The sequence below is a fragment of the Amycolatopsis sp. NPDC028719 genome, from assembly GCF_055565395.1.
Genome location: NZ_JBVHUL010000002.1, coordinates 775,619 through 793,850, shown reverse-complemented (window position 1 = coordinate 793,850; position 18,232 = coordinate 775,619). Strand labels below are relative to the sequence as shown.

The window sequence follows — 18,232 nt, the reverse complement described above, 5'->3', positions numbered from 1 at the left end:
CGCCGGCTCGGGACAGCGAAAGGCCGTGAATGTCGCATCGAGAGACTTCAAGTCCCTCAATGCGACATTCACGGCCTTCGAGCGCGAGCTGTGTGGTCGGGCTGGGCGTGGTCAGGCCGCGGCGGCGGGAAGACCCGTGCCGAGCGCGCGGTGCCCGGCGTCGGTCAGTTCGGCCGGCGCCCACTGGCCCCGCGCCGGTGTGCCGATCGCGCGGATCAGCCCGGCGCGGGCGAGGTCGTGGGCGGTGTTCTGGTCGCAGCACGGCAACCCGTCCACGCGGAGGTCGGGTTCACAGCTGCAGCGGAGCTCGGCGCGCCCGTCGCCGACCGCCTTGAGCATGGCGATCGCGCGACGGCTCAGCGCGTTCTGGGAGTAGGACATCGGTCTGACCTTTCGGTGCGCGGCTGGTTTCTGACGGCGAGTTGCTGCAGCTCGTACCGAGGACCACGGGCCGAAGCCGAGCGAGGTTCACTTCGATCGCCTCTTGACAGCGGCAGGCACAGCGAGCAGGGTCATTCATCGGATGAATCAGCTCTGCCAGCGACAGATCGGCCAGCCAGGGGCGAACTCTGTCGTCATTCCGCCGTAGTCATCCGATCGCTGGAGGTTCAATGACGACCTTCCCCCGCCGTCAAGCTCTCGGCATCGCCCTGGGTGGCGCCGTGGCGCTCAGCGCGGCCGGCCGCACCCCGGCCGGCGCCGGTGCCGATACCCACGGCGCGGCCCTGCCCGTGGACGCCGCCCCGGACGGGCCCGGCACCCCGATCGTCCCGCCCCCGCCACCCGTGCCGGTCGCGCTCGACGCCTGGTTTTCCCACGACGGCATCGACAGCGCCTCGGCCACCGGCGGCGACTTCGACGGCTCCGGCTACACCTTCCCGGCCGAGCGGCTGCCGGTCGGGCAGACCGCCACCGTCGGCGGTGTCCCGTTCAAGCTCGGCTCCGCGGCCGCCGGCGCGAAGAACAACATCGCCGCCACCGGCCAGACGATCGACCTGCCGAAGGGGCGGTACTTCGTCGCCTACTTCCTGGTCGCCGCCAGCTACGGCGCATGCGGTGGCACGGCGACCGTGCACTACGCCGACGGCAGCACGAGCACCGGCTCGCTGTCCGGCCCGGACTGGTACACCGGCACCGGCGCGCTGGTCTCGCCGTTCCGCTACGCGCCCGGCGGCGTCGTCGACGCCAACCCGGTTTCCCTGGCCACCGGCCAGGTCTGGGTCGACCCGGCCCGCGACGCCGTCGCCCTGACCCTGCCGGTCACGGCCACGCCGGCGCCGAACGTCTCCAGCCTGCACGTCTTCGCGCTCACCCTGCAGCCGGTGGCCGTCGGCCGCTCGGCACTGATCCTCGACGGCCGCTCGACGGCCAACCTGCTGACCGACGGCGGTCCGCAGGCCGCCGAAGCGACCGTCGTCAACGCCGGAACGGTGTGGCTCGGGGCCGGCGACCGGGTCAGCGTCACCGTCGACGTCCCGGGCGGCCGGACGACCGTGCCGGCGAGCATCCGCGCGCTGGCGCCGGGGGAGCAGGCGACGGTCCGGCTCGGGCTCGCGCCGAACGCGTCGGTGCCGCCCGGGACCACCACGAACGGCCAGGTCCGCGTCACGGCCGGGGGCGGCACCCTCGCCACCCAGCAGGTCCCGATCACCCTCGGCGTCCCGGACTTCCGGCCGACGGACGCGTCGCTCTCGACGCACCGCGCGCCGTACTGGTTCACCGACAGCAAGTTCGGCATCTTCATCCACTGGGGCGTGTACGCCGTGCCCGCGTGGGCGCCGGTCGGGCAGCAGTACGCTGAGTGGTACTGGCAGAACCAGCAGGACCCGAACGGAGCGACCTACGCCTACCACAAGGAGAAGTACGGCGAGGACTTCACCTACGACGACTTCATCCCGATGTTCACCGCGGCGAAGTTCGACCCGCGCACCTGGCTGAAGCTGATCGCGGACGCGGGCGCCGAATACTACGTCCTCACGTCCAAGCACCACGACGGCTTCGCGTTGTGGGACACGAAGGTCAGCGACCGCAACTCCATGAAGCTCGGCCCGAAGCGGAACATCATCGCCGAACTGTTCGCGGCGTCCCGCAAGTACACGCCCCAGCTGCGCAACGGCCTGTACTTCTCCCTGCCCGAGTGGTTCAACCCCGACAACCCGTGGATGGGGCACGCGCCGCGCAACCCGTACACCGGCGCGCCGTTGCCCTACACCGGCTACACCGCCGGGAAGGACTTCGTCCGCGACTACCAGGCGCCGCAGGTGCTCGAGCTGATTTCGGGCTTCGACCCGGACGTCCTGTGGTTCGACATCGGCGGCGTCAACGACAGCCGGACCGTGCTCACGGAGTACTTCAACCACGCGAAGAACCGCAAGCGCCCCAAGGACGTCACCTACAACGACCGCGGCGGCATCCCCGACCACGACTTCACGACGCCGGAGTACACGACGTACCCGAACACCGTCGTGGCGAAGTGGGAGGCGAGCCGCGGCCTCGACCCGTTCTCCTACGGCTACAACCGCGCGACCCCCGACGACCGGTACATGACGGCGGAGGAGGTCGTCCGGACGCTCGTCGACATCGTGTCGAAGAACGGCAACTTCCTGCTCGACATCGGCCCCGACTTCGACGGCACGATCCCGGACGTCATGCAGAAGCACCTGCGGGACGCGGGGGCGTGGCTGAAGGTCAACGGCGAAGCCATCTACGGCACGACGTACTGGTCGCGGATGGCCCAGCTCGGCGACCTGCGGTTCACGGTGAAGCAGAACGAGGCGTTCTACGTCCATTCACTGGCGGCGCCGGGCAGCAGGCTGGTGGTCGACGCGCCGGTCCCGATCCGCGCGGGCGACCGGGTGACGATGCTCGGGTACCGCGGGAACCTGCACTGGGCGGCGGAGAACGGCTCGCTGGTGGTCGACGTCCCGCCCGCGGCCCGGCAGGCGGGCCGCTACGCCTGGGTGTTCAAGATCGCCTGGAGCTGAGCCGGGTCTTCAGAAATCCGCGTTCTTGCCGATGTACAGCTCCGCGAACGCCGCCGCGGCCGCGGGCGAACCCAGCAGGCGCCGCATCCGGGCCTCCGCGATGCGCGCCGCGAACGGGTTGTCGTCCGCGGCCGCGGTGTGGTGGAAGATGTCGGACAGCCACAGCGAAAACTCCTGGTACTGCCACACCAGCGGCAGGCACGCGGCGGAGTACCCGGCCAGCCGCGTGGCATCGCCCGCGTAGTACGCCTGGTAGGCCTCGGCGAGCAGGAACGCGTCGTGCAGGGCGAGGTTCATGCCCTTCGCCGCGATCGGCGCGACCAGGTGCGCCGACTCGCCCGCCAGGTGCAGGCGGCCGTGGGACATCGGCTCCACGACGTAGTTGTGCATGTCGAGGATCCGCTTCTCGATCAGCTTTCCTTCGGTGATCGGACCGTCCGGCACCGAGAGCCGGGCCTGCAGCTCCGTCCAGACGCGCTCGTCGGGCCAGTCCGCTTCGGTTTCGCCCGCCGCGGTCTGCAGGTAGAACCGCGTCACGGTGGGTGTGCGGGCCATGTGGGCGCCGAACCCGCGCGGGTGGATGCCGAACAGCACCCCGTCGGCGGACGGCGGTGCTTCCGCGAGCAGGGCCAGCCAGCCGATTCCGTAGTCGTGGTGGGACTTCACGGTGGTTTCCGGCGGCAGGTACCCCTGCGTGACGCCGCGGGCGCCGTCGCAGCCGGCGACGAAATTGCAGTCGATCCGGTGTTCGCCCTCGGCGGTCCGGAACGTGACGGCGGGGGAGTCCGACGTCAGGTCGTGCAGCCGGACGTCGGAGACCTCGAAGACGGCCTCGCCGCCCGCGTCGGTGTACTGCGCGACCAGGTCGGTCACCAGAAGCTGTTGCGGGTAAACGAAATGGCGTTGCCCGGTGACGTCGCCGTAGCGGAAGGGGTGCCGCTGCCCGGCGAACCGGAACTCGAACTGCTCGTGCCGCGGTGCCTTCGCGACGAGCTGCTCGCCCAGACCGCGTTGTTCGAGCCCGCGGACAGCCCACTCCTCGATGAACCCGGCCCGCGGCCGCTGTTCGATGAACGCCCGGCTCTCCTGTTCCAGCAGCACGCAGCCGATCCCCGCGCGCCGCAGGAGGTTCGCCACCGTGAGCCCGGCCGGGCCCGCCCCCACCACGGCCACCGCCGTGCGCCTCGCCACCATGCGCCCGAGAGTAGCGCGAACCGGGCAAATCGTTCAGTAGAACTGACGCAAGACGGGCCACGCCGTCGACCACGGCTCGGTCAGCGTGCACAGCGAGAGCATGACGCCTTCTTCGTCGTTGTCGACGCCTTCGGCGTTGTGGTGCTTGGCCAGCACCCGGCAGCCGGTGATCAGCCGCGACGCGGGCGAGCCGCGCTCGAAGCTCCCGACGAGCAGCACCGGGCCGACCTGCCGGTCCGGCGGCGGGCCCCAGTCGGCGTAGGACATGTGCGGCGAGTACGGCTGGGGCAGCCCGCGCTCGGGACCGTAGCGCTCGAGTGCGCCCGCTTCCCCGTAGTTCCCGGCGAGGAGCACCGCGGTGTCCCGCTCGGTGGCCGGGATCCGCGCCCACGCGCCGGCGACGGTGTCGGCGAACCCGGGCCAGCCGACCTGCTCGCCGGGTTCCTTGTTGACCGCCAGCAGCGGACCGTTCAGGGCCGCCGCCGGCACCACCGGGAGTCCGGTGAGGACGGACACGGCCGCGCACACCACGGCCGCCGCGCCGGTGAGTACCCGCCGCGCGGTCCCGCCCCGGTCCAGCCACCGCAGCGCCGGTTCCGCGCCGAGCGCCACGAGCGGCAGCAGCAACGGCACCGAGTAGTACGGCTTCCCGCCGAGAACCAGGAGTTCGACACACACCACCGGGTACGCGATCGCGAGAGCGCGGGCCCACCGCAGGGCGGGGTCACGCCACGGCCGCAGGAGCCCGGCGATCCACACGGGCACCAGCACGGGGGAGAGGTAGACCAGCTGCATCGGCACGAACAGGGCGCGGTTCTCGCCGCCGTCGTCGTCGCTGATCCCGCCGGCGACGGTGAGCATCGGCCAGCCGTGCGACGCCTGCCAGAGCACGACCGGCGCGGCGAGCACAGTGGCGATCCCGACGCCGGCCGCGAGCCACCACGTCCGCAGCACCCGGCGCGGGCCGGCTACGGCCACGCCGATGCCGAGCCCGGACAGCAGGAGCAGGACTAGCCACTTGTTCGCCATGCCGAGCCCCGCGGCGGCCCCGACGGCGAGCCACCACCGGCCGTCCCCCGTGCGCAGGAGCTTCAACCCGGACAGCGCGATCAGCGACCACAGCAGCACGTCGGCGGAGTTGGTGGCCAGCATGTGCGACACCACGAGGACGTACGCCGAGAGCGCCGTCGCGATCGCGGTGCACAGCTGCGCGCCGCGGCCGCCGCCGAACTCGCGGGCGATCAGTGCGACGACCACCACCGTCGCCATGCCGAGCAGGGTCGCGACCACGCGCAGCCCGGACGGCGTCTCGCCGAACACCGCCGTCGACGCGCGGGCGAGCCACGGCGTGATCGGCGGGTTGTCGACGTAGCCCCAGTCCGGCCGGTGGCCCGCCGCGACGAAGTACAGCTCGTCGCGGTGGAAGCCGTAGCGGCCGGACAACACGGTGAGGACCACCGCCTGCGCGGCGACGACGAGGCCCACCGGCAGCGCGGCGAACCGCGGCAGCTGTGCCGCCCGGGCGGTTGGCTCGGACTCTCGAAAATCTCGCGCACGACCGGCCCCCATGGCAGTCTCCCCTCGGCGTGCCCGGATGGTACGCCGGTGATCATGCTTCCGGGAGCGCTCCGACGTATTCGCCGCCCGCGTCCGCGACGAGCTCGGCCACGGACTGCGCCCGGCGGATCGGGGTGAACCGGACGTCGCCGCGCTCGGTCACCGTGAAGCCGTGCACGGCCGGGCGCGGCAGGGTGTTGTAGGCGTAGTGCGCGCCGAAGTAGTAGGCCCCGGTGTCGTGGGCGACGACCAGGTCGCCGGGCTCGAGCAGCGGCAGCGGCCGCTCTTTCGCCAGGAGGTCACCGGCGAAGCACAGCGGACCGGCGATGTCCTGCGGTACCTCGGGTCCGGTCTTCGGGTGGCCCCGGCCGTCGAGGGCGGTCAGCCGCAGCGGCCAGTGCTCCGGCTGGAGCACCGTGCGGGCCGCGACCTGCGCGCCCGCGTGCGTCACGGCGATGGGCCGGCCGCCCGCGACCTTCGTGTACTCGACGGCGCTGACGAGGAAGCCGTTCTTCGCCAGCAGGGACCGGCCGAACTCGGTGACGAACGTGTAGCGCCCGTCGGCGAGTGCGGGGACTTTCGCCAGGAGTGTGGTGACGTAGTCGGCGTAGGTCGGGCCCGGGGCCTCGGAAGCGAAGTTCACCGGCAGGCCGCCGCCGAGGTCGAGGCTGGTGACCTGCCGGTACCCGGCCTCGGCGTTGATCTCCTCGGCGAGGGCGTGCACCGCGGCGACGCCGCCGGCCATCAGCTCCGGCGGGCAGCCCTGCGAGCCGACGTGGACGTGCAGCCGGGTCAGCCACGGCCGTCGCCGGAAGGCTTCGATGAGGAGAGTCCGGTTGTCCTGCAAGGGAATGCCGAACTTCGACGTCGCGGTCGCGGTGCTGGTGCCGCCGATCCGGCCCGCGCCGACCTGGGGGTTGATCCGCAGGCCGAGGACCGAGCGCGGGTGGTCGCCGGCCAGCGCGTCGAGCCGGGCCAGCTCCTGGAAGTTGTCGGCGTTGATCGCGGTGCCTTCGGCCAGGGCGTGCGCGAGCTCGGCGGTCGTCTTGGCGGGGGAGTCGAGGACGAGCCGCGGGCCGCGGATCCCAGCGGCCTCGGCGACCGCGGTCTCGCCCGGGCTCGCGACCTCGGCGTCGACCCCGAGGTCGGCGAGGTACCGCAGGACGGGCGCCAGGCCGCACGCCTTGGCGGCGACGGTGTGCTGGACGCGCCCGAGCGGCGCGAACGCCTTGGTCAGGTCTTCGACGGCTTCGCGGATCCCGGCGAGGTCGACGAAGCCGGCCATCGGGTCGAGGAGGTTCCGGTCCGCGGCGGCGGCCAGGGCGAGGAGCTTGCGGTCGGTGCGGTTCACGTCTCCAGTCTTGGACCGCTTCGCGCGGGCGGTCCAAGACTTCGTCCCTCTCGATCTATAGGCCCGGCCTATAGTGGCTGGGTGGACCTGCGCCGATGGCACTACTTCGCCGTGCTCGCCGAGGAGATGCACTTCACGCGGGCGGCCGCGCGGCTGTTCGTGTCGCAGCCTTCCCTGAGCCAGCAGATCCGGGCGTTCGAAGCGGAACTGGGGGTGGCGCTGCTCGACCGGTCGGGCCCGCGGTTCGCGTTGACGGAGGCGGGGCGCGTGGCGGCGGCGGAGGCGCGGGAACTGCTTTCGCGTTTGGACCGGGCGCGCGGCGTGATCGCGGCGGCCGGCCGGGGTGACGCGGGGCGACTGCGGATCGCGTACACGCGGTCGGCACCGGGTCCGCTGGCCGGCGACCTGGTGGCGGCGTACCGGGCGGCCTTCCCGGAGGTGGAGCTGGCGTTGGAGACGGGCTGGACGAGCTTGAACCTGGCGCGGCTGGCGGCGGGGGAGATCGACGTGGGGTTCGTGCGGCCGCCGGTGGTCTCGCCGGGCATCGAGGTGGCGGTGGTCGGTTCGGAGGAGGTGCTGCTCGCGGTGCCGTCGGGACACGCGCTGGCCCGGCGCCGCGGCCGGGTTCGGCGGGCGTGGATCGCTACCGAACCGGTGGTGTTCTGGCCTCGGGAGAACGGCCCGGGCCAGTACGACGCGATCAGCGCGCAGGTCTGGCCGGGCGGGCTGCCGCGGATCGTCCGCGAGGAGCCGGAGGACGAGCAGCTGATGCGCGCGGTCGCGGAGGGCGCCGGGATCGCGGCGGTGCCGGAACACCGGGCGCGGGGGTTGAAGCGCCGGGGGGTGGTGCTGCGACGGCTGGAGGAGCCGGTACCGGTGATCGACCTGGGGCTGGCCTGGCGCGCCGGGGTGGTCACGCCGGTGGTGCGGGCGTTCGTGGCTTCGGCTCGCGGCGGCGCGGAGGCGTAGGCAGGGCTTACGCACCGAATGCCACTTTGGGTGCGTGGGGCGCGCCGGACGCCACATTGGGGCGCTCGGAGCCGACCGCCACTCGCGGCCGGACCCGCGCGGGGCCCGCGACCGGGCGACGTGGATCACCCGGGCGCGGACCCCGCGCGGGCGTATGCTCGCGAGCGGACAGGAGGGGATTTCCATGGCAGGCCACGAAATCACCGACCGCATCGCCGACCTGATCGACGAGGAGCACCGGCTGCGCAAGGGCGCCCTCCACCACGGCGGGCTGACCGCCGACGAGCGGCTCCGCCTCAAGGACCTCGAACGTCAGCTCGACGCGGCTGTCGACCTGCTGCACCGCCGCCAAGCCCTGTCGGTCTTCGACGACGACTGACGACGACTGACGACGACTGACGACGACTGACGCCCAGCTGTCCCCGCCGGTGCGATCAGGAGTGCCGCAGCAGGGCGCCGAAGCCTTCCCAAAGGTCGACGCGCTCGTCCAGCACCACGACCTCCGCGCCCGTGGCGACCGCCGCGAACGGGATCGCCTCGTCCGCCCGGCGCTGTTCCGGCTGCGACACGCCGAGCGCCTGCAAGCCGGCCTTGCCCACGGCGACCTGCGCCGGGTCCGGGCCGCCGAAGACCGACGTCTCGCCGGGCGAGCCCACCAGCAGCGTCTCGACGTTCGCCTCGGCGAGCGCGCTCGTCACCGCCTCCAGGCCGCTCACCGCCAGGCCGCCTTCGCGGCCCGTGCCCGCGCGGAACCGGTCGGCCAGGTCGTCCAGCTCCGCGAGGTGGCGGCCGGCCAGCAGTTCGTGGACCTGCCGGTCCAGCTCCTCGCGCGCCGAGCCGTCGGCCCGGCTGCCCGCGTCGACCTCCGCGGCGATCCGGCGGACCGGCTCCGGCAACGTCTGATGGAGCGCCGTGCGGGCCTGCTTCTCGCCGGCCAGGACGACCAGCCGCGCGCCGCACCGCTCGACCGCCTTCCCCACGTGGTCGGCGATGGTCACCAGGTTGCGGCGGGCCGTCTCCTCGGCGGCGTTCTGGAGGTTGTGGTGCGCCGTGCCGCCGCCACGCACCTTGTGCACCGGGTGATCTTCGCCCTCGACCGTCGTGGTGCGCGGTTCGCCGCCGGCGTACTCGGTGATCTCGGCGCCGATCCGGTCGGCCACGACGAGCACGTACCTCGGGTTCTCCTCGGTGTGCGTCGCGAGCGGAAGCAGGTAGGGCAGCGGTGAGAACCGGACGACCTGCTGCGGCGGCGGTGCGGCCAGGCGCCGGTCGAGCAGCACCGAGCCGTGCGCGGCGACGATGCTGCGGCCGGCCTTGCCGACGGGCGGCTCGCTCTCGCGGATCGCCCGCAGGACGGCGTCCACCGTCTCGGCGTCGGCGCGCTGATCGCTCAGTGCGGCCTCGATCTCCTTCAGCCGGAGCTCGAGCTGCTTGGCGGCGTCTTCGGTGTCGTGCGAAAAGTCGAAGTGCACGGAGGCGAACGGCCCGGAAGCCGTGGTGAGATCGCGCAACGCGGACGTGTCCACAGTGGACTCCTTTCGGCGCTCGGTGGACGGGAGCAGGCGGCGGTTACCGCGCGTGCCGGGGGCTAAACGTCGCCGAGCGCGGACCGGACCCCCGCCACCACGTCCGGGTGACCCAGCGGCAGCGGCGGGGGCACGCGGTCCTCCGGCCCCTCGGTGGTCGAGGCGATCAGCCGCACGTCCGTGCCCGCTTCGCGCACCTTGGCCACGACCTCGTCGTGCTCGGCCAGCCACTTTTCGTTCGCCTCCGCGGCGTCGCCGGACGGGAGGAAGGCGTCCGAAGCCGGATCCACCAGCAGCAGGTGCGCGGCCGCGCCCAGGTGCCGCTCGACGAGCTGCAGGGCATCGGCCGCGAACGGGCCGCTCGCCACGACGGCGATCTCGGGGTCGCCCGGCCCGTGGTCGCCCACCAGGTCGTCGGCCTCGGTCAGCGCACCCCCGGCGGGGACCCGGCACCAGAAGATCCCGCGCTGCTCGGCCAGCGGCCGCCAGGTCGCCGGCAGCTCGTCGTGGCGGGCGGCACCGGCCGGGTCGAGCACGATGATCTTGGGCCCGGCCAGGTCGCCGGCGGTGACCACCGACGGGCCCTCGGAGCGCGCGGGCTGGGGTTCGACGGACATGGGTGGTTCCCTTCAGCGTCGGGGGAGTTCGGGGGAATCGGTGTCGAGCGGCACCGCGCCGGAACGGACGAGTCCCAGCTGGACGGTCTGACGGCCGGTCAGCCGGTCCAGGATCCAGTCGACGGCCGTGCGCACGCGGTTCCCGGGCATCGCCATGAGGTGGTACGCGCGGGTCACGACCTTCGCCGGCAGCCCGGAAAGCGGGATGTGCAACGGGTTCGCCGCGGCGGCGCCGGCACCGAGGTCGACGACGAAGCCGAGGTCGTGGTGGCGGTAGGTGCCGGGGCGGCCGTACCCCAGCGACGCCGCGACGTTGCGCCCGGCGAGCTTCCCCTGCCGCTCGGCGTGCTGCGCGGTCATCGCCGTGTACTGACCGGGGCGGGTGAGGTCGGGCACCGCGGCCGCGTCCCCGCACGCGAAGACGTCGTCACGGCCGGGCACGTTCAGCTGCTCGGTGACGCAGAGCCGGCCCTTGGCCGTCTCGAGCCCGAGGTCGGCCACCAGCGGGTCCGGCCGCACGCCGACGCACCAGACGAGGGTGTGGGTCGGCACCGGTTCGCCGTTCGTCAGCGTGACGCCCTTGGCGTCGGCGTGGTCGACCGAGGTCTTCATCAGCACCTCGACCCCGCGGGCGCGCAGCACTTCGTCGGCGGTCTTGCCCAGGCGCTTGCCGAGCTCGGGCAGCACCCGCTCGGCGACGTCGAGCAGCAGCCAGCGGATCTTCTGCCCGGCCAGTTCGGGATGGCGCGCGGCGAGGGCACCGGTGAACGCGGGGCCCTGCGCGGCGACCTCGGTCCCGGTGTAGCCGGCACCGACGACGACGAACGTGCAGCGCGCGTCGCGTTCGGCGGGGTCCTCGGCCGCGGCGGCCAGCTCGATCTGGCGGGTGATGTGGTCGCGCAGGTACAGCGCTTCGGGCACCCCGCGGAACCCGTGCGCGTACTCCGGGACACCGGGGATGGGCAGGAGCTTGTTGACGCTGCCCGCGGCGAGCACCAGCCGGTCGTACCCGATCCGGTGTTCCCGGTCCTCCGGGTCCGTGTAGGTGACGTGCCGGGTGTCGAAGTCGACTCCGGTCGCGACGCCGAGCACGAGGCGGACGCCGGGCAGCGTCTCGGGGATCGAGACCGTCACGCGGCGCGGGTCGAGGATGCCGGCCGCCACTTCGGGCAGCAGGGGCAGGTAGAGGAAGTAGTCGGTGGGGTTGAGCACGACCACTTCGACGTCCTCACCGGCACTCTTCCGCAGGCTCTTGGCCGCGTGGTAACCGGCGAAACCACCGCCGACGATCACGACTCGCATGGATCTCCTTCCGGGCCGGATTTCCGTCTCCGGCGATTACCCGAGGTCGGAGCGGGGAAACCCCGCAGGCTTGACCTGGTGGCCCAGTGGCGTACGGTCAGAGGGGTTGGCTGTTGTTCAGAATCAAGTGCTCCGGTCAGCGCCCCTGCACGCTGCGATAGGGAGCGCCATGTACTGCTTTCGCACGATCGACGAACCGTCCGGCCTGACCTTCACCACCACCGAGCGACCGGGCGGGATCCGCGTGGTCACCCTGGTCGGGGACATCGACGCGGCCACTGTCGAAATTCTCGACGAAGCCCTCGCTGCGGGCGAGCGGCTGGTCGTCGACCTCACCCGGGTCGCCTTCCTCAGCTGCGCCGGTGTCCGGTCGCTGCTCGAGGCGAACACCCGGGCCGAGCTCGCCGTCGTCCCCGGCGGTCACGCCGTCACCCGCTCGCTGGAGGCCACCGGCGCGGACGTCCTGCTGGAGATCCACCCCCGGGTCGGTGCCGCGCTCGCCGAGCTGACCCCGGTGCCCGAGCCCGGCCGGGAGGCGTGACCGCCCGGCGGTCCCGCCTCCCGCCGTCCACTACGGGGACTCGGTGAGTACGGCGATCAGTCGTCCGGCCAGTCGCCGGTGGCCTTCTCGTACCCGACGGCCCCCGCGCGCTCGGTCGCGGCCTTGACCGCGGCGAAGATCGCGCCCTGCACCGCCGCCGCGATGATCACCTGCCGCCAGGTGTAGTCGCGGTCGGTGGCGTCGGGCACGTCTTCTTCGCCGGCCACGCGCTTCCAGACCTGCTTGAACGCCTGGCCGGCGAGAATGCCCCCGAGGGCGCCGACGACCCAGCTCAGCGGCTTGTACAAGACCTTGTTCACGAGTCGTTCCTCCGTCGCAGGATCAGCCGGATCACGATCAGCAGGCCCAGCACGCCGGCGAAGATCGGCACCGGGTTGCTCCGCACGATCTCGGCGCCCTGGCGGAACTTGACCGCGGTCGGCTCGTTCGTCACGTCGGCGACCTTCGCGGTCGCCTGGTCGAGCTTCTCGTCGACGTTCTCCTTGACCCGGCTCTTCACGTCGAGCTTCTGCCCGAGCGCTTCCAGGGTCTCGCTCAGTTCCTCCCGCGTGGTGTCCCGGTCGAGCCGCGCCTCTTCGGCGTTCTTCGGGAAGTCCCCGCTCATGAGTGCACTCCCTGCTTCACGGTGTCCACGTCCTGCCGGACGCCGCTGATGGCTTCTTCGGGCACCGGTGGCACGCCTTGGGTGACTTCCTTCTTGCCGACCAGCGCGGCGACGCCGGCGACCAGGAACAGCGCGACCGCGACGATCACCGCGGCCAGCCAGCCGGGCACCACCAGCGCGAGCGCGAGCACGGCGGCCGCGACCAGCGTGCCGGCGCCGAACAGCGCGAACAAGCCCGCCGCACCGAACAGCCCGGCGCCGACGCCCATCTTCTTGCCCTTGCGCTGCAGTTCGAAGACGGCCAGCCGCATCTCGTCCCGGACGAGCCGCTTGACTTCGTCGGTCAGGTCCGTCACCAGCTCGCCGACCGAGCGGTCGGCCGCCGGTTTCTTGTTCACTTCTTCGATCACGGAACACCTCCTTGTCTGTCCGCCGTGTACCCGATCCGCCCAGCGTCAACCGCGCCGGGTTTGACCGGTGCGGCACCGGGTAGCCGGATCACCCGACCCCGAAGAGGAGGAGAGTGCATGAGCACGATCACCGAAATCGTGGACGTGGAAGTCCCCGTTTCGACCGCCTACAACCAGTGGACGCAGTTCGAGGAGTTCCCGCGGTTCATGGAGGGCGTCGAAGAGATCCGCCAGGTCGACGCCACCCACACCCACTGGGTGACCCGGTTCGGTGGCGTGACGCGCGAGTTCGACGCGACGATCACCGAGCAGCACCCCGACGAGCGGGTCGCCTGGACGTCCGACTCCGGTCCGGACCACGCCGGCGTGATCACCTTCCACCGGCTCGACGACGCGCACACCCGGGTGACCGCCCAGATGGACATCGACCCCGAGGGCTTCGCCGAAAACGTGGCGGACAAGCTCGGTGTCCTCGACCGCCGCGTGAAGGGCGACCTGAAGCGGTTCAAGGAGTTCATCGAGCAGCGCGGCGGCGAGACCGGCGCGTGGCGCGGTGACGTGGACCGCCCGGGGAGCTAGCGATACACCAGCGTCACACGATCGGGTGACACGGCGGGGCGGACACCGCCCCGCCGTGTTTCGCGTCCGGGGGCCTCGGGTAGGCCGCACGCATGACGACCAACCCAGTCCCGGCCGTGGAGCTGAACAACGGCGTGCGGATCCCGCAGTTCGGGTTCGGTGTGTTCCAGATCCCGCCCGAGGAGACTGCCCGGACCGTGCGGACCGCGCTGGAGGCCGGCTACCGCCACCTCGACACGGCGCAGATGTACCGGAACGAAGAGGGTGTCGGCGCCGGCATCGCGGAGTCGGGCGTCGCGCGGGAAGACGTGTTCGTCACGACCAAGCTGGCCAACGACGCGCACGGCCACGACAACGCGATCACGGCGCTGGAGGGCAGCCTGCGGCGCCTGGGCTTCGAGTACGTCGACCTGTACCTGATCCACTGGCCGTTGCCGCACAAGGACAACTACGTCCGGACCTGGCTGGGCTTCGAAGACATCCTGCGCGCGGGCAAGGCCCGTGCCGTCGGCGTCTCGAACTTCCAGCCCGCTCACCTCGACCGCCTCGCCGAAGAGACCTCCGTGGCGCCCGCGGTCAACCAGATCGAGCTGCACCCGGCGTTGCAGCAGACGGAGCTGCGCGCCTACCACCAGGAGCACGGCATCGCCACCGAGGCGTGGAGTCCCTTGGCCCAGGCGGAGGTCCTCGACGACCCCGTGCTGACGGACTTGGCCGAGAAACACGGTCGGACGGCCGCGCAGGTGGTGCTGAGGTGGCACATCCAGCTCGGCACCATCGTCTTCCCCAAGTCGTCTTCGCCGGAGCGGATCAAGCAGAACATCGACGTGTTCGGCTTCGAGCTCGACGACGAGGACATGACGGCGATCGGCAAGCTGGACGCCGGCCGCCGCACCGGGCCGGACCCGGACACCTTCACGGGGTGACCGCGGCGTTTCCCTCCGCGACCGGCCGGGTACTTCACCCGAAGAGGTCCCCCCAGGAGAAGGAGCGTCCCGGCATGACCACGAACGCGTACCTGTCGTTCCTCGCGATCGGCGTGGTGCTGGTCCTGATCGACGGGCAGATCATCTACCGCAGCGGCCGCCGCTACCTGGAGAACTCCTACGGCGACCCGGCGGCCGGCGCGTCGATGACCCGGCTGGTCACAGTGTTGTTCCACCTGGCGACGCTGGGCGTGCTGGCGCTCATCTCGACCATCAACATGGGCGACAGCGACCTGCCGGGCGTCGTCGGGCGGCTCGGCGTGCTGCTGCTGATCCTCGCCGTGGCGCACGCGATCACGCTCGCGGCCCTGTCCCGCATCCGTGGTGAGCAGGAGGTGGAGGCGGTCGTGCAGCGCGGCGGCCGGCAGCGGCGGGAACCCGAGCTGCAGGGCCCGACGGTGAACCCGGTGCCGGGTCAGCCGGGCGCGTACCCGGACGTCAGCCCGTCGCTGGAGAACCGGTCCCCGTACTCGGCTTCGTAAGCGGATTCCGGTTCGAGGGCGGCACTTCCCGGTCGGAGGTGCCGCCCTCGTCCGTGCCGCGGGGTCAGCGGTCCGCCGGCAGGTCGACTTCGGTGTGCCGGGTGGCGAGCGTCCGCGCCAGGTCGGCCAGCTTGATGTTGAGATCCTGGGACGCGCCGCGCAGCACGTCGAACGCTTCGTCGGCGGTGATGCCCCGGCGTTGCATGAGGATGCCCTTCGCCTGGCCGATCACGTCCCGGCTCTCGACCGCGCGGCGCAGGTGCGCCGTCTCCAGTTCGGTCGTCGCCACGGCCTCCGTGTGTGCCAGCGCCAGGGACGCGTGCGTCGCCAGCAGGAGCGCCAGGTCGATCGCGTGGCTGTCGAACGCGCCCGGCCGGCTCGAGTAGATGTTGAGCGCACCCGAATGCCGGGGCGGGCGGGCGTCGGGGAGCAGGGCCGTCGCCAGCACCGAGCGGTAGCCGTGGGCGGCCGCGGCCGGGCCGAACGACGGCCAGCGCGGGTCGTTCGCGACGTCCTGGGACCAGGCGATGGCCGGGCCGTCGGGGCGGGCCGACTCGACGCACGGACCTTCGCCGTGGTCGTACTGCACCTGGTCGAGCAGCACCGCGACCGGATCGGTCTCGACCGGCGTGTGGTAGCTGCCGTCGGGTCCCCGCAGGGTGACGCTGACCAGGTCGGCGTCCGGCACGAGCGCGCTCGCGGCGCCGACGACCAGCCGGAGCACTCCGCCGACGGTCGGGGTCACGTCCAGGAGCGCACGCGTGAGCTCGGCGAACTGGCCGGCCAGCGGACCGGCCGGCGGTGTGCCGTCCCGGCCGAACCCGGCCCGCTCCCGGGCCCACTCGTCCTCGCCGATGCTCATGCGTCTCCGTCGTCTCGGGGGTGGGCCCCCATTCAACCCGATGCCGGTGCTCCACCGCGCGAGCCGGCCGCCTCGCGCAGCGCGGCGCGCGCCCGGTCGACGAAACCCGGACCCGGCCACAGCTGGTCGGCCTGCGGCATCCGGTCGGACAGGTCCGGGTGGGGCAGCGTCGCCGCGGCGTCCCGCACCGCCAGGACCTCCTTGCCCAGCTCGGCCCGCCGCTCGGGTGAGCAGGTGAGCCGGACCTGGCGCACCGCCGCCGGGCCTTCGTCGTGGACGTGGCGGCGCACGGTGCGGATCAGCCCGCCCAGCAGGCGCTCGAACCGCGTCTCCTGCGGTCCCACGCCCTCCAGTTCGCGCATCAGGCCCTCCGCCTCCGCGAGATCGCCTTCGCCGTCGATGAACGATTCCTCGGCGACGGCGTGGCGGACGAGCTCCGCGGTCAGGTGGTCGGCGAGGTCCTTGCGGTTCTCGGGACTGCCCTGGCCGAGCTCGATCTCGGTGCACAGCCGGTCCAGCTCGCGGTGGTCGCCGGCGAGCACGGTGGTCAGGTCGGTTGCGGGCTGGCTGCCGTTCATGCACGCTCCTGGTCCGGACTCGGATTTTCCCGTAGGGGATACCCGCTGCCCGGCCGTCGAATCCCGTGTCGGGCCGGCGCGGGGAGGGTATTCGTCAGGACAACCGGCCCCCGAGGAGGATGACCATGGCAGCGCCGTCGTCGGTGATCGAGCGCGAGCGCAAGTACGAGATCGTGGCCGGCAGCGGGGTGCCGCGGCTCGTCGGCGTCGCGGGCGTCGAGACCCAGGACGACCCCGTCGAGCAGGTCCTCGATGCGTCCTATTACGACACCGGGACCTACCGCCTGGCCAGGAGCGGCATCACGTTGCGGCGCCGCGTCGGCGGGCACGACGCCGGCTGGCACCTCAAGCTGCCGGTCTCCGCCGACGAGCGGCAGGAGATCCAGCTGCCGCTCGGCGGCGACCCGAACAAGGTCCCCGGCCGGCTGCGCCGGCTCGTGCGCGCCTACACGCTGGGGGAGAAGCTGGTGCCGATCGCGCACCTGCGCACCGACCGGTTCGCCCACCGGCTGGCCGACGGCGACGGCCGGACCGTCGCGACCCTCACCGACGACCACGTGACGGGGGAAGCCGGCGGCGAGAGCGCGCGGCTCGACGAGTGGCGCGAGCTGGAGCTGGAACTCGACCCCGCGACCGAACCGGGCCGGCTCGAGGAGTTCGACCGGGCTCTGGCCGAAGCCGGCGCCTCGGCCTCGCCGTGGCCGTCGAAGCTGCGGCGCCTGATCGGCGACCGCGTTCCGGCGCCGGCGCGCGGCCGCAAGAAGCCGACGGCGGGTGACGTCGTGCTGGCGTCGCTGCGCGAGCACTACGCCCGGCTGCGCCGAGCGGACGTCGGGGTGCGCCTGGACGTCGAGGACTCCGTGCACCAAATGCGCGTCGCGACCCGGAAGCTGCGCAGCGCGCTGCGCACGTTCGGGTCCATTGTGGACGAGGACGCCACCGCGCCACTGGCGGCCGAGCTGAAGTGGCTCGGGCAGCAGCTGGCGCCGGCCCGCGACGCGGAGGTGACCGAGCAGCGGCTGCGCGAGCAGCTCGACGACGTTCCGTCCGAGCTGGTGTTCGGGCCGCTGCGCCAGTACCTCACCCGCTACTTCGCCCGTGAATCCGAGGAAGGCCGCACCCGGGCGATGACGGCGCTGGACGGCAAGCGGTACCGGAACCTGCTGCGCGCGCTGGACGCCGTGGTGGAGGAGCCGTCGCTGACCGGCCGGGCGCGCAAGCCCGCGAAGGCCGCCCTGCGCAAGCCGGTGCGCGAGGCCGAGAAGAAGCTGCGCCGGGCCGAAGCGGCGGCGCGCGGTCTGGACGGCCATGAACTCGAGAAGGCCCTGCACGAGGTCCGCAAGAAGGCGAAGCGGGCCCGGTACGCCGCCGACACCGTCAAGCCGGTCTACGGCAAGAAGCTGCGGCAGTGGCGCAAGAACGTCAAGGCCGTCCAGAGCACGCTGGGGGAGCACCAGGACACCGCGGTCGGCCGCGACGTCCTGCACCACCTCACCATCGCCGGGCACGGCGAGGGGCAGAACACGTTCACGTTCGGGATGCTGTACGAGCGCGACGCCGAGCGGGCGGAGCGGCTGCGCGAGCGCTTCGCGGGCGAGTGGCGGCGGCTCCGCAAGGGCGGGCGGCCGGGCTGGCTCCGCTGACCCGCGCTACCGGCCCACGCTGAAAC

General features: G+C 72.4%; 20 protein-coding genes. 8 read left to right on the top strand and 12 right to left on the bottom strand.

What is annotated here, in order from left to right; genetic code table 11:
* Positions 1 to 111: 111 nt before the first annotated feature.
* Positions 112 to 381 (bottom strand): hypothetical protein, encoded by a 270-nt coding sequence (locus ACZ4TR_RS11700; protein ID WP_465286989.1) that lies wholly within the window; start codon positions 379 to 381, stop codon positions 112 to 114.
* A 230-nt stretch (positions 382 to 611) separates the two neighbouring features.
* On the opposite strand from ACZ4TR_RS11700, the gene ACZ4TR_RS11695 reads away from it, so the two are divergent.
* A complete protein-coding gene (locus ACZ4TR_RS11695; RefSeq protein WP_465286988.1) occupies positions 612 to 2,984 on the top strand; it encodes an alpha-L-fucosidase in 2,373 nt (790 codons plus the stop codon).
* Between the two features lie 9 nt (positions 2,985 to 2,993).
* Here ACZ4TR_RS11695 and ACZ4TR_RS11690 read toward each other — a convergent pair whose 3' ends face one another.
* The 3 genes from ACZ4TR_RS11690 to ACZ4TR_RS11680 are packed head-to-tail and all read right to left on the bottom strand — an operon-like array spanning position 2,994 to position 7,086.
* Positions 2,994 to 4,178, bottom strand: a complete 1,185-nt coding sequence (locus ACZ4TR_RS11690) for a 4-hydroxybenzoate 3-monooxygenase (RefSeq protein WP_465286987.1) — start codon at positions 4,176 to 4,178, stop codon at positions 2,994 to 2,996.
* A 33-nt stretch (positions 4,179 to 4,211) separates the two neighbouring features.
* Positions 4,212 to 5,747: an ArnT family glycosyltransferase gene (locus tag ACZ4TR_RS11685; RefSeq protein ID WP_465286986.1), complete on the bottom strand. Its 1,536-nt coding sequence runs from the start codon at positions 5,745 to 5,747 to the stop codon at positions 4,212 to 4,214.
* 40 nt (positions 5,748 to 5,787) lie between these two features.
* The gene (locus tag ACZ4TR_RS11680; protein WP_465286985.1) at positions 5,788 to 7,086 is read right to left on the bottom strand and encodes a type III PLP-dependent enzyme domain-containing protein; all 1,299 of its coding nucleotides are present in this window, start codon (positions 7,084 to 7,086) and stop codon (positions 5,788 to 5,790) included.
* A gap of 81 nt (positions 7,087 to 7,167) precedes the next feature.
* Here ACZ4TR_RS11680 and ACZ4TR_RS11675 point away from each other — a divergent pair, with 81 nt between their 5' ends.
* Complete coding sequence (locus ACZ4TR_RS11675; RefSeq protein ID WP_465286984.1) at positions 7,168 to 8,055, top strand: LysR family transcriptional regulator; 888 nt, start codon at positions 7,168 to 7,170, stop codon at positions 8,053 to 8,055.
* Positions 8,056 to 8,239: 184 nt separating this feature from the next.
* Positions 8,240 to 8,434, top strand: a complete 195-nt coding sequence (locus ACZ4TR_RS11670) for a DUF2630 family protein (RefSeq protein ID WP_364521724.1) — start codon at positions 8,240 to 8,242, stop codon at positions 8,432 to 8,434.
* 55 nt (positions 8,435 to 8,489) lie between these two features.
* On the opposite strand, the gene ACZ4TR_RS11665 is transcribed toward ACZ4TR_RS11670, so the two are convergent.
* From ACZ4TR_RS11665 to ACZ4TR_RS11655, 3 genes are all read right to left on the bottom strand, one after another.
* Positions 8,490 to 9,581, bottom strand: a complete 1,092-nt coding sequence (locus ACZ4TR_RS11665) for an Rv2629 family ribosome hibernation factor (RefSeq protein WP_465286983.1) — start codon at positions 9,579 to 9,581, stop codon at positions 8,490 to 8,492.
* A gap of 62 nt (positions 9,582 to 9,643) precedes the next feature.
* Entirely contained in the window at positions 9,644 to 10,198 is a 555-nt protein-coding gene (locus tag ACZ4TR_RS11660) for a hypothetical protein (RefSeq protein ID WP_465286982.1), read from the bottom strand.
* 12 nt (positions 10,199 to 10,210) lie between these two features.
* Entirely contained in the window at positions 10,211 to 11,500 is a 1,290-nt protein-coding gene (locus ACZ4TR_RS11655) for an NAD(P)/FAD-dependent oxidoreductase (RefSeq protein ID WP_465286981.1), read from the bottom strand.
* Positions 11,501 to 11,669: 169 nt separating this feature from the next.
* Here ACZ4TR_RS11655 and ACZ4TR_RS11650 point away from each other — a divergent pair, with 169 nt between their 5' ends.
* Complete coding sequence (locus ACZ4TR_RS11650; protein WP_364521732.1) at positions 11,670 to 12,041, top strand: STAS domain-containing protein; 372 nt, start codon at positions 11,670 to 11,672, stop codon at positions 12,039 to 12,041.
* A 56-nt stretch (positions 12,042 to 12,097) separates the two neighbouring features.
* On the opposite strand, the gene ACZ4TR_RS11645 is transcribed toward ACZ4TR_RS11650, so the two are convergent.
* The 3 genes from ACZ4TR_RS11645 to ACZ4TR_RS11635 are packed head-to-tail and all read right to left on the bottom strand — an operon-like array spanning position 12,098 to position 13,076.
* On the bottom strand, positions 12,098 to 12,361 hold the full coding sequence (locus ACZ4TR_RS11645) for a DUF4235 domain-containing protein (RefSeq protein WP_465286980.1): 264 nt from the start codon (positions 12,359 to 12,361) through the stop codon (positions 12,098 to 12,100).
* Positions 12,358 to 12,666 carry a DUF3618 domain-containing protein gene (locus ACZ4TR_RS11640; protein WP_465286979.1) on the bottom strand — a complete coding sequence of 103 codons (309 nt, stop codon included), beginning with the start codon at positions 12,664 to 12,666 and terminating at the stop codon, positions 12,358 to 12,360. The genes ACZ4TR_RS11645 and ACZ4TR_RS11640 overlap by 4 nt, the downstream gene beginning before the upstream one ends.
* Positions 12,663 to 13,076 carry a phage holin family protein gene (locus ACZ4TR_RS11635; protein WP_465286978.1) on the bottom strand — a complete coding sequence of 138 codons (414 nt, stop codon included), beginning with the start codon at positions 13,074 to 13,076 and terminating at the stop codon, positions 12,663 to 12,665. The genes ACZ4TR_RS11640 and ACZ4TR_RS11635 overlap by 4 nt, the downstream gene beginning before the upstream one ends.
* Before the next feature lie 117 nt (positions 13,077 to 13,193).
* On the opposite strand from ACZ4TR_RS11635, the gene ACZ4TR_RS11630 reads away from it, so the two are divergent.
* The 3 genes from ACZ4TR_RS11630 to ACZ4TR_RS11620 all read left to right on the top strand — a co-directional run bounded on the left by ACZ4TR_RS11630 (position 13,194) and on the right by ACZ4TR_RS11620 (position 15,123).
* Positions 13,194 to 13,655, top strand: a complete 462-nt coding sequence (locus ACZ4TR_RS11630) for an SRPBCC family protein (protein WP_364521740.1) — start codon at positions 13,194 to 13,196, stop codon at positions 13,653 to 13,655.
* A gap of 92 nt (positions 13,656 to 13,747) precedes the next feature.
* Positions 13,748 to 14,581 (top strand): aldo/keto reductase, encoded by an 834-nt coding sequence (locus tag ACZ4TR_RS11625; RefSeq protein ID WP_465286977.1) that lies wholly within the window; start codon positions 13,748 to 13,750, stop codon positions 14,579 to 14,581.
* 74 nt (positions 14,582 to 14,655) lie between these two features.
* Positions 14,656 to 15,123, top strand: a complete 468-nt coding sequence (locus ACZ4TR_RS11620) for a hypothetical protein (RefSeq protein WP_465286976.1) — start codon at positions 14,656 to 14,658, stop codon at positions 15,121 to 15,123.
* Positions 15,124 to 15,187: 64 nt separating this feature from the next.
* On the opposite strand, the gene ACZ4TR_RS11615 is transcribed toward ACZ4TR_RS11620, so the two are convergent.
* Together ACZ4TR_RS11615 and ACZ4TR_RS11610 are read right to left on the bottom strand one after the other, a co-directional pair.
* Positions 15,188 to 15,985, bottom strand: coding sequence for a GAF and ANTAR domain-containing protein (locus ACZ4TR_RS11615; protein ID WP_465286975.1), 798 nt, complete (start codon positions 15,983 to 15,985; stop codon positions 15,188 to 15,190).
* Between the two features lie 32 nt (positions 15,986 to 16,017).
* Positions 16,018 to 16,563 carry a hemerythrin domain-containing protein gene (locus ACZ4TR_RS11610; RefSeq protein WP_364521748.1) on the bottom strand — a complete coding sequence of 182 codons (546 nt, stop codon included), beginning with the start codon at positions 16,561 to 16,563 and terminating at the stop codon, positions 16,018 to 16,020.
* 125 nt (positions 16,564 to 16,688) lie between these two features.
* On the opposite strand from ACZ4TR_RS11610, the gene ACZ4TR_RS11605 reads away from it, so the two are divergent.
* On the top strand, positions 16,689 to 18,206 hold the full coding sequence (locus ACZ4TR_RS11605; RefSeq protein ID WP_465286974.1) for a CYTH and CHAD domain-containing protein: 1,518 nt from the start codon (positions 16,689 to 16,691) through the stop codon (positions 18,204 to 18,206).
* Positions 18,207 to 18,232: the final 26 nt, after the last annotated feature.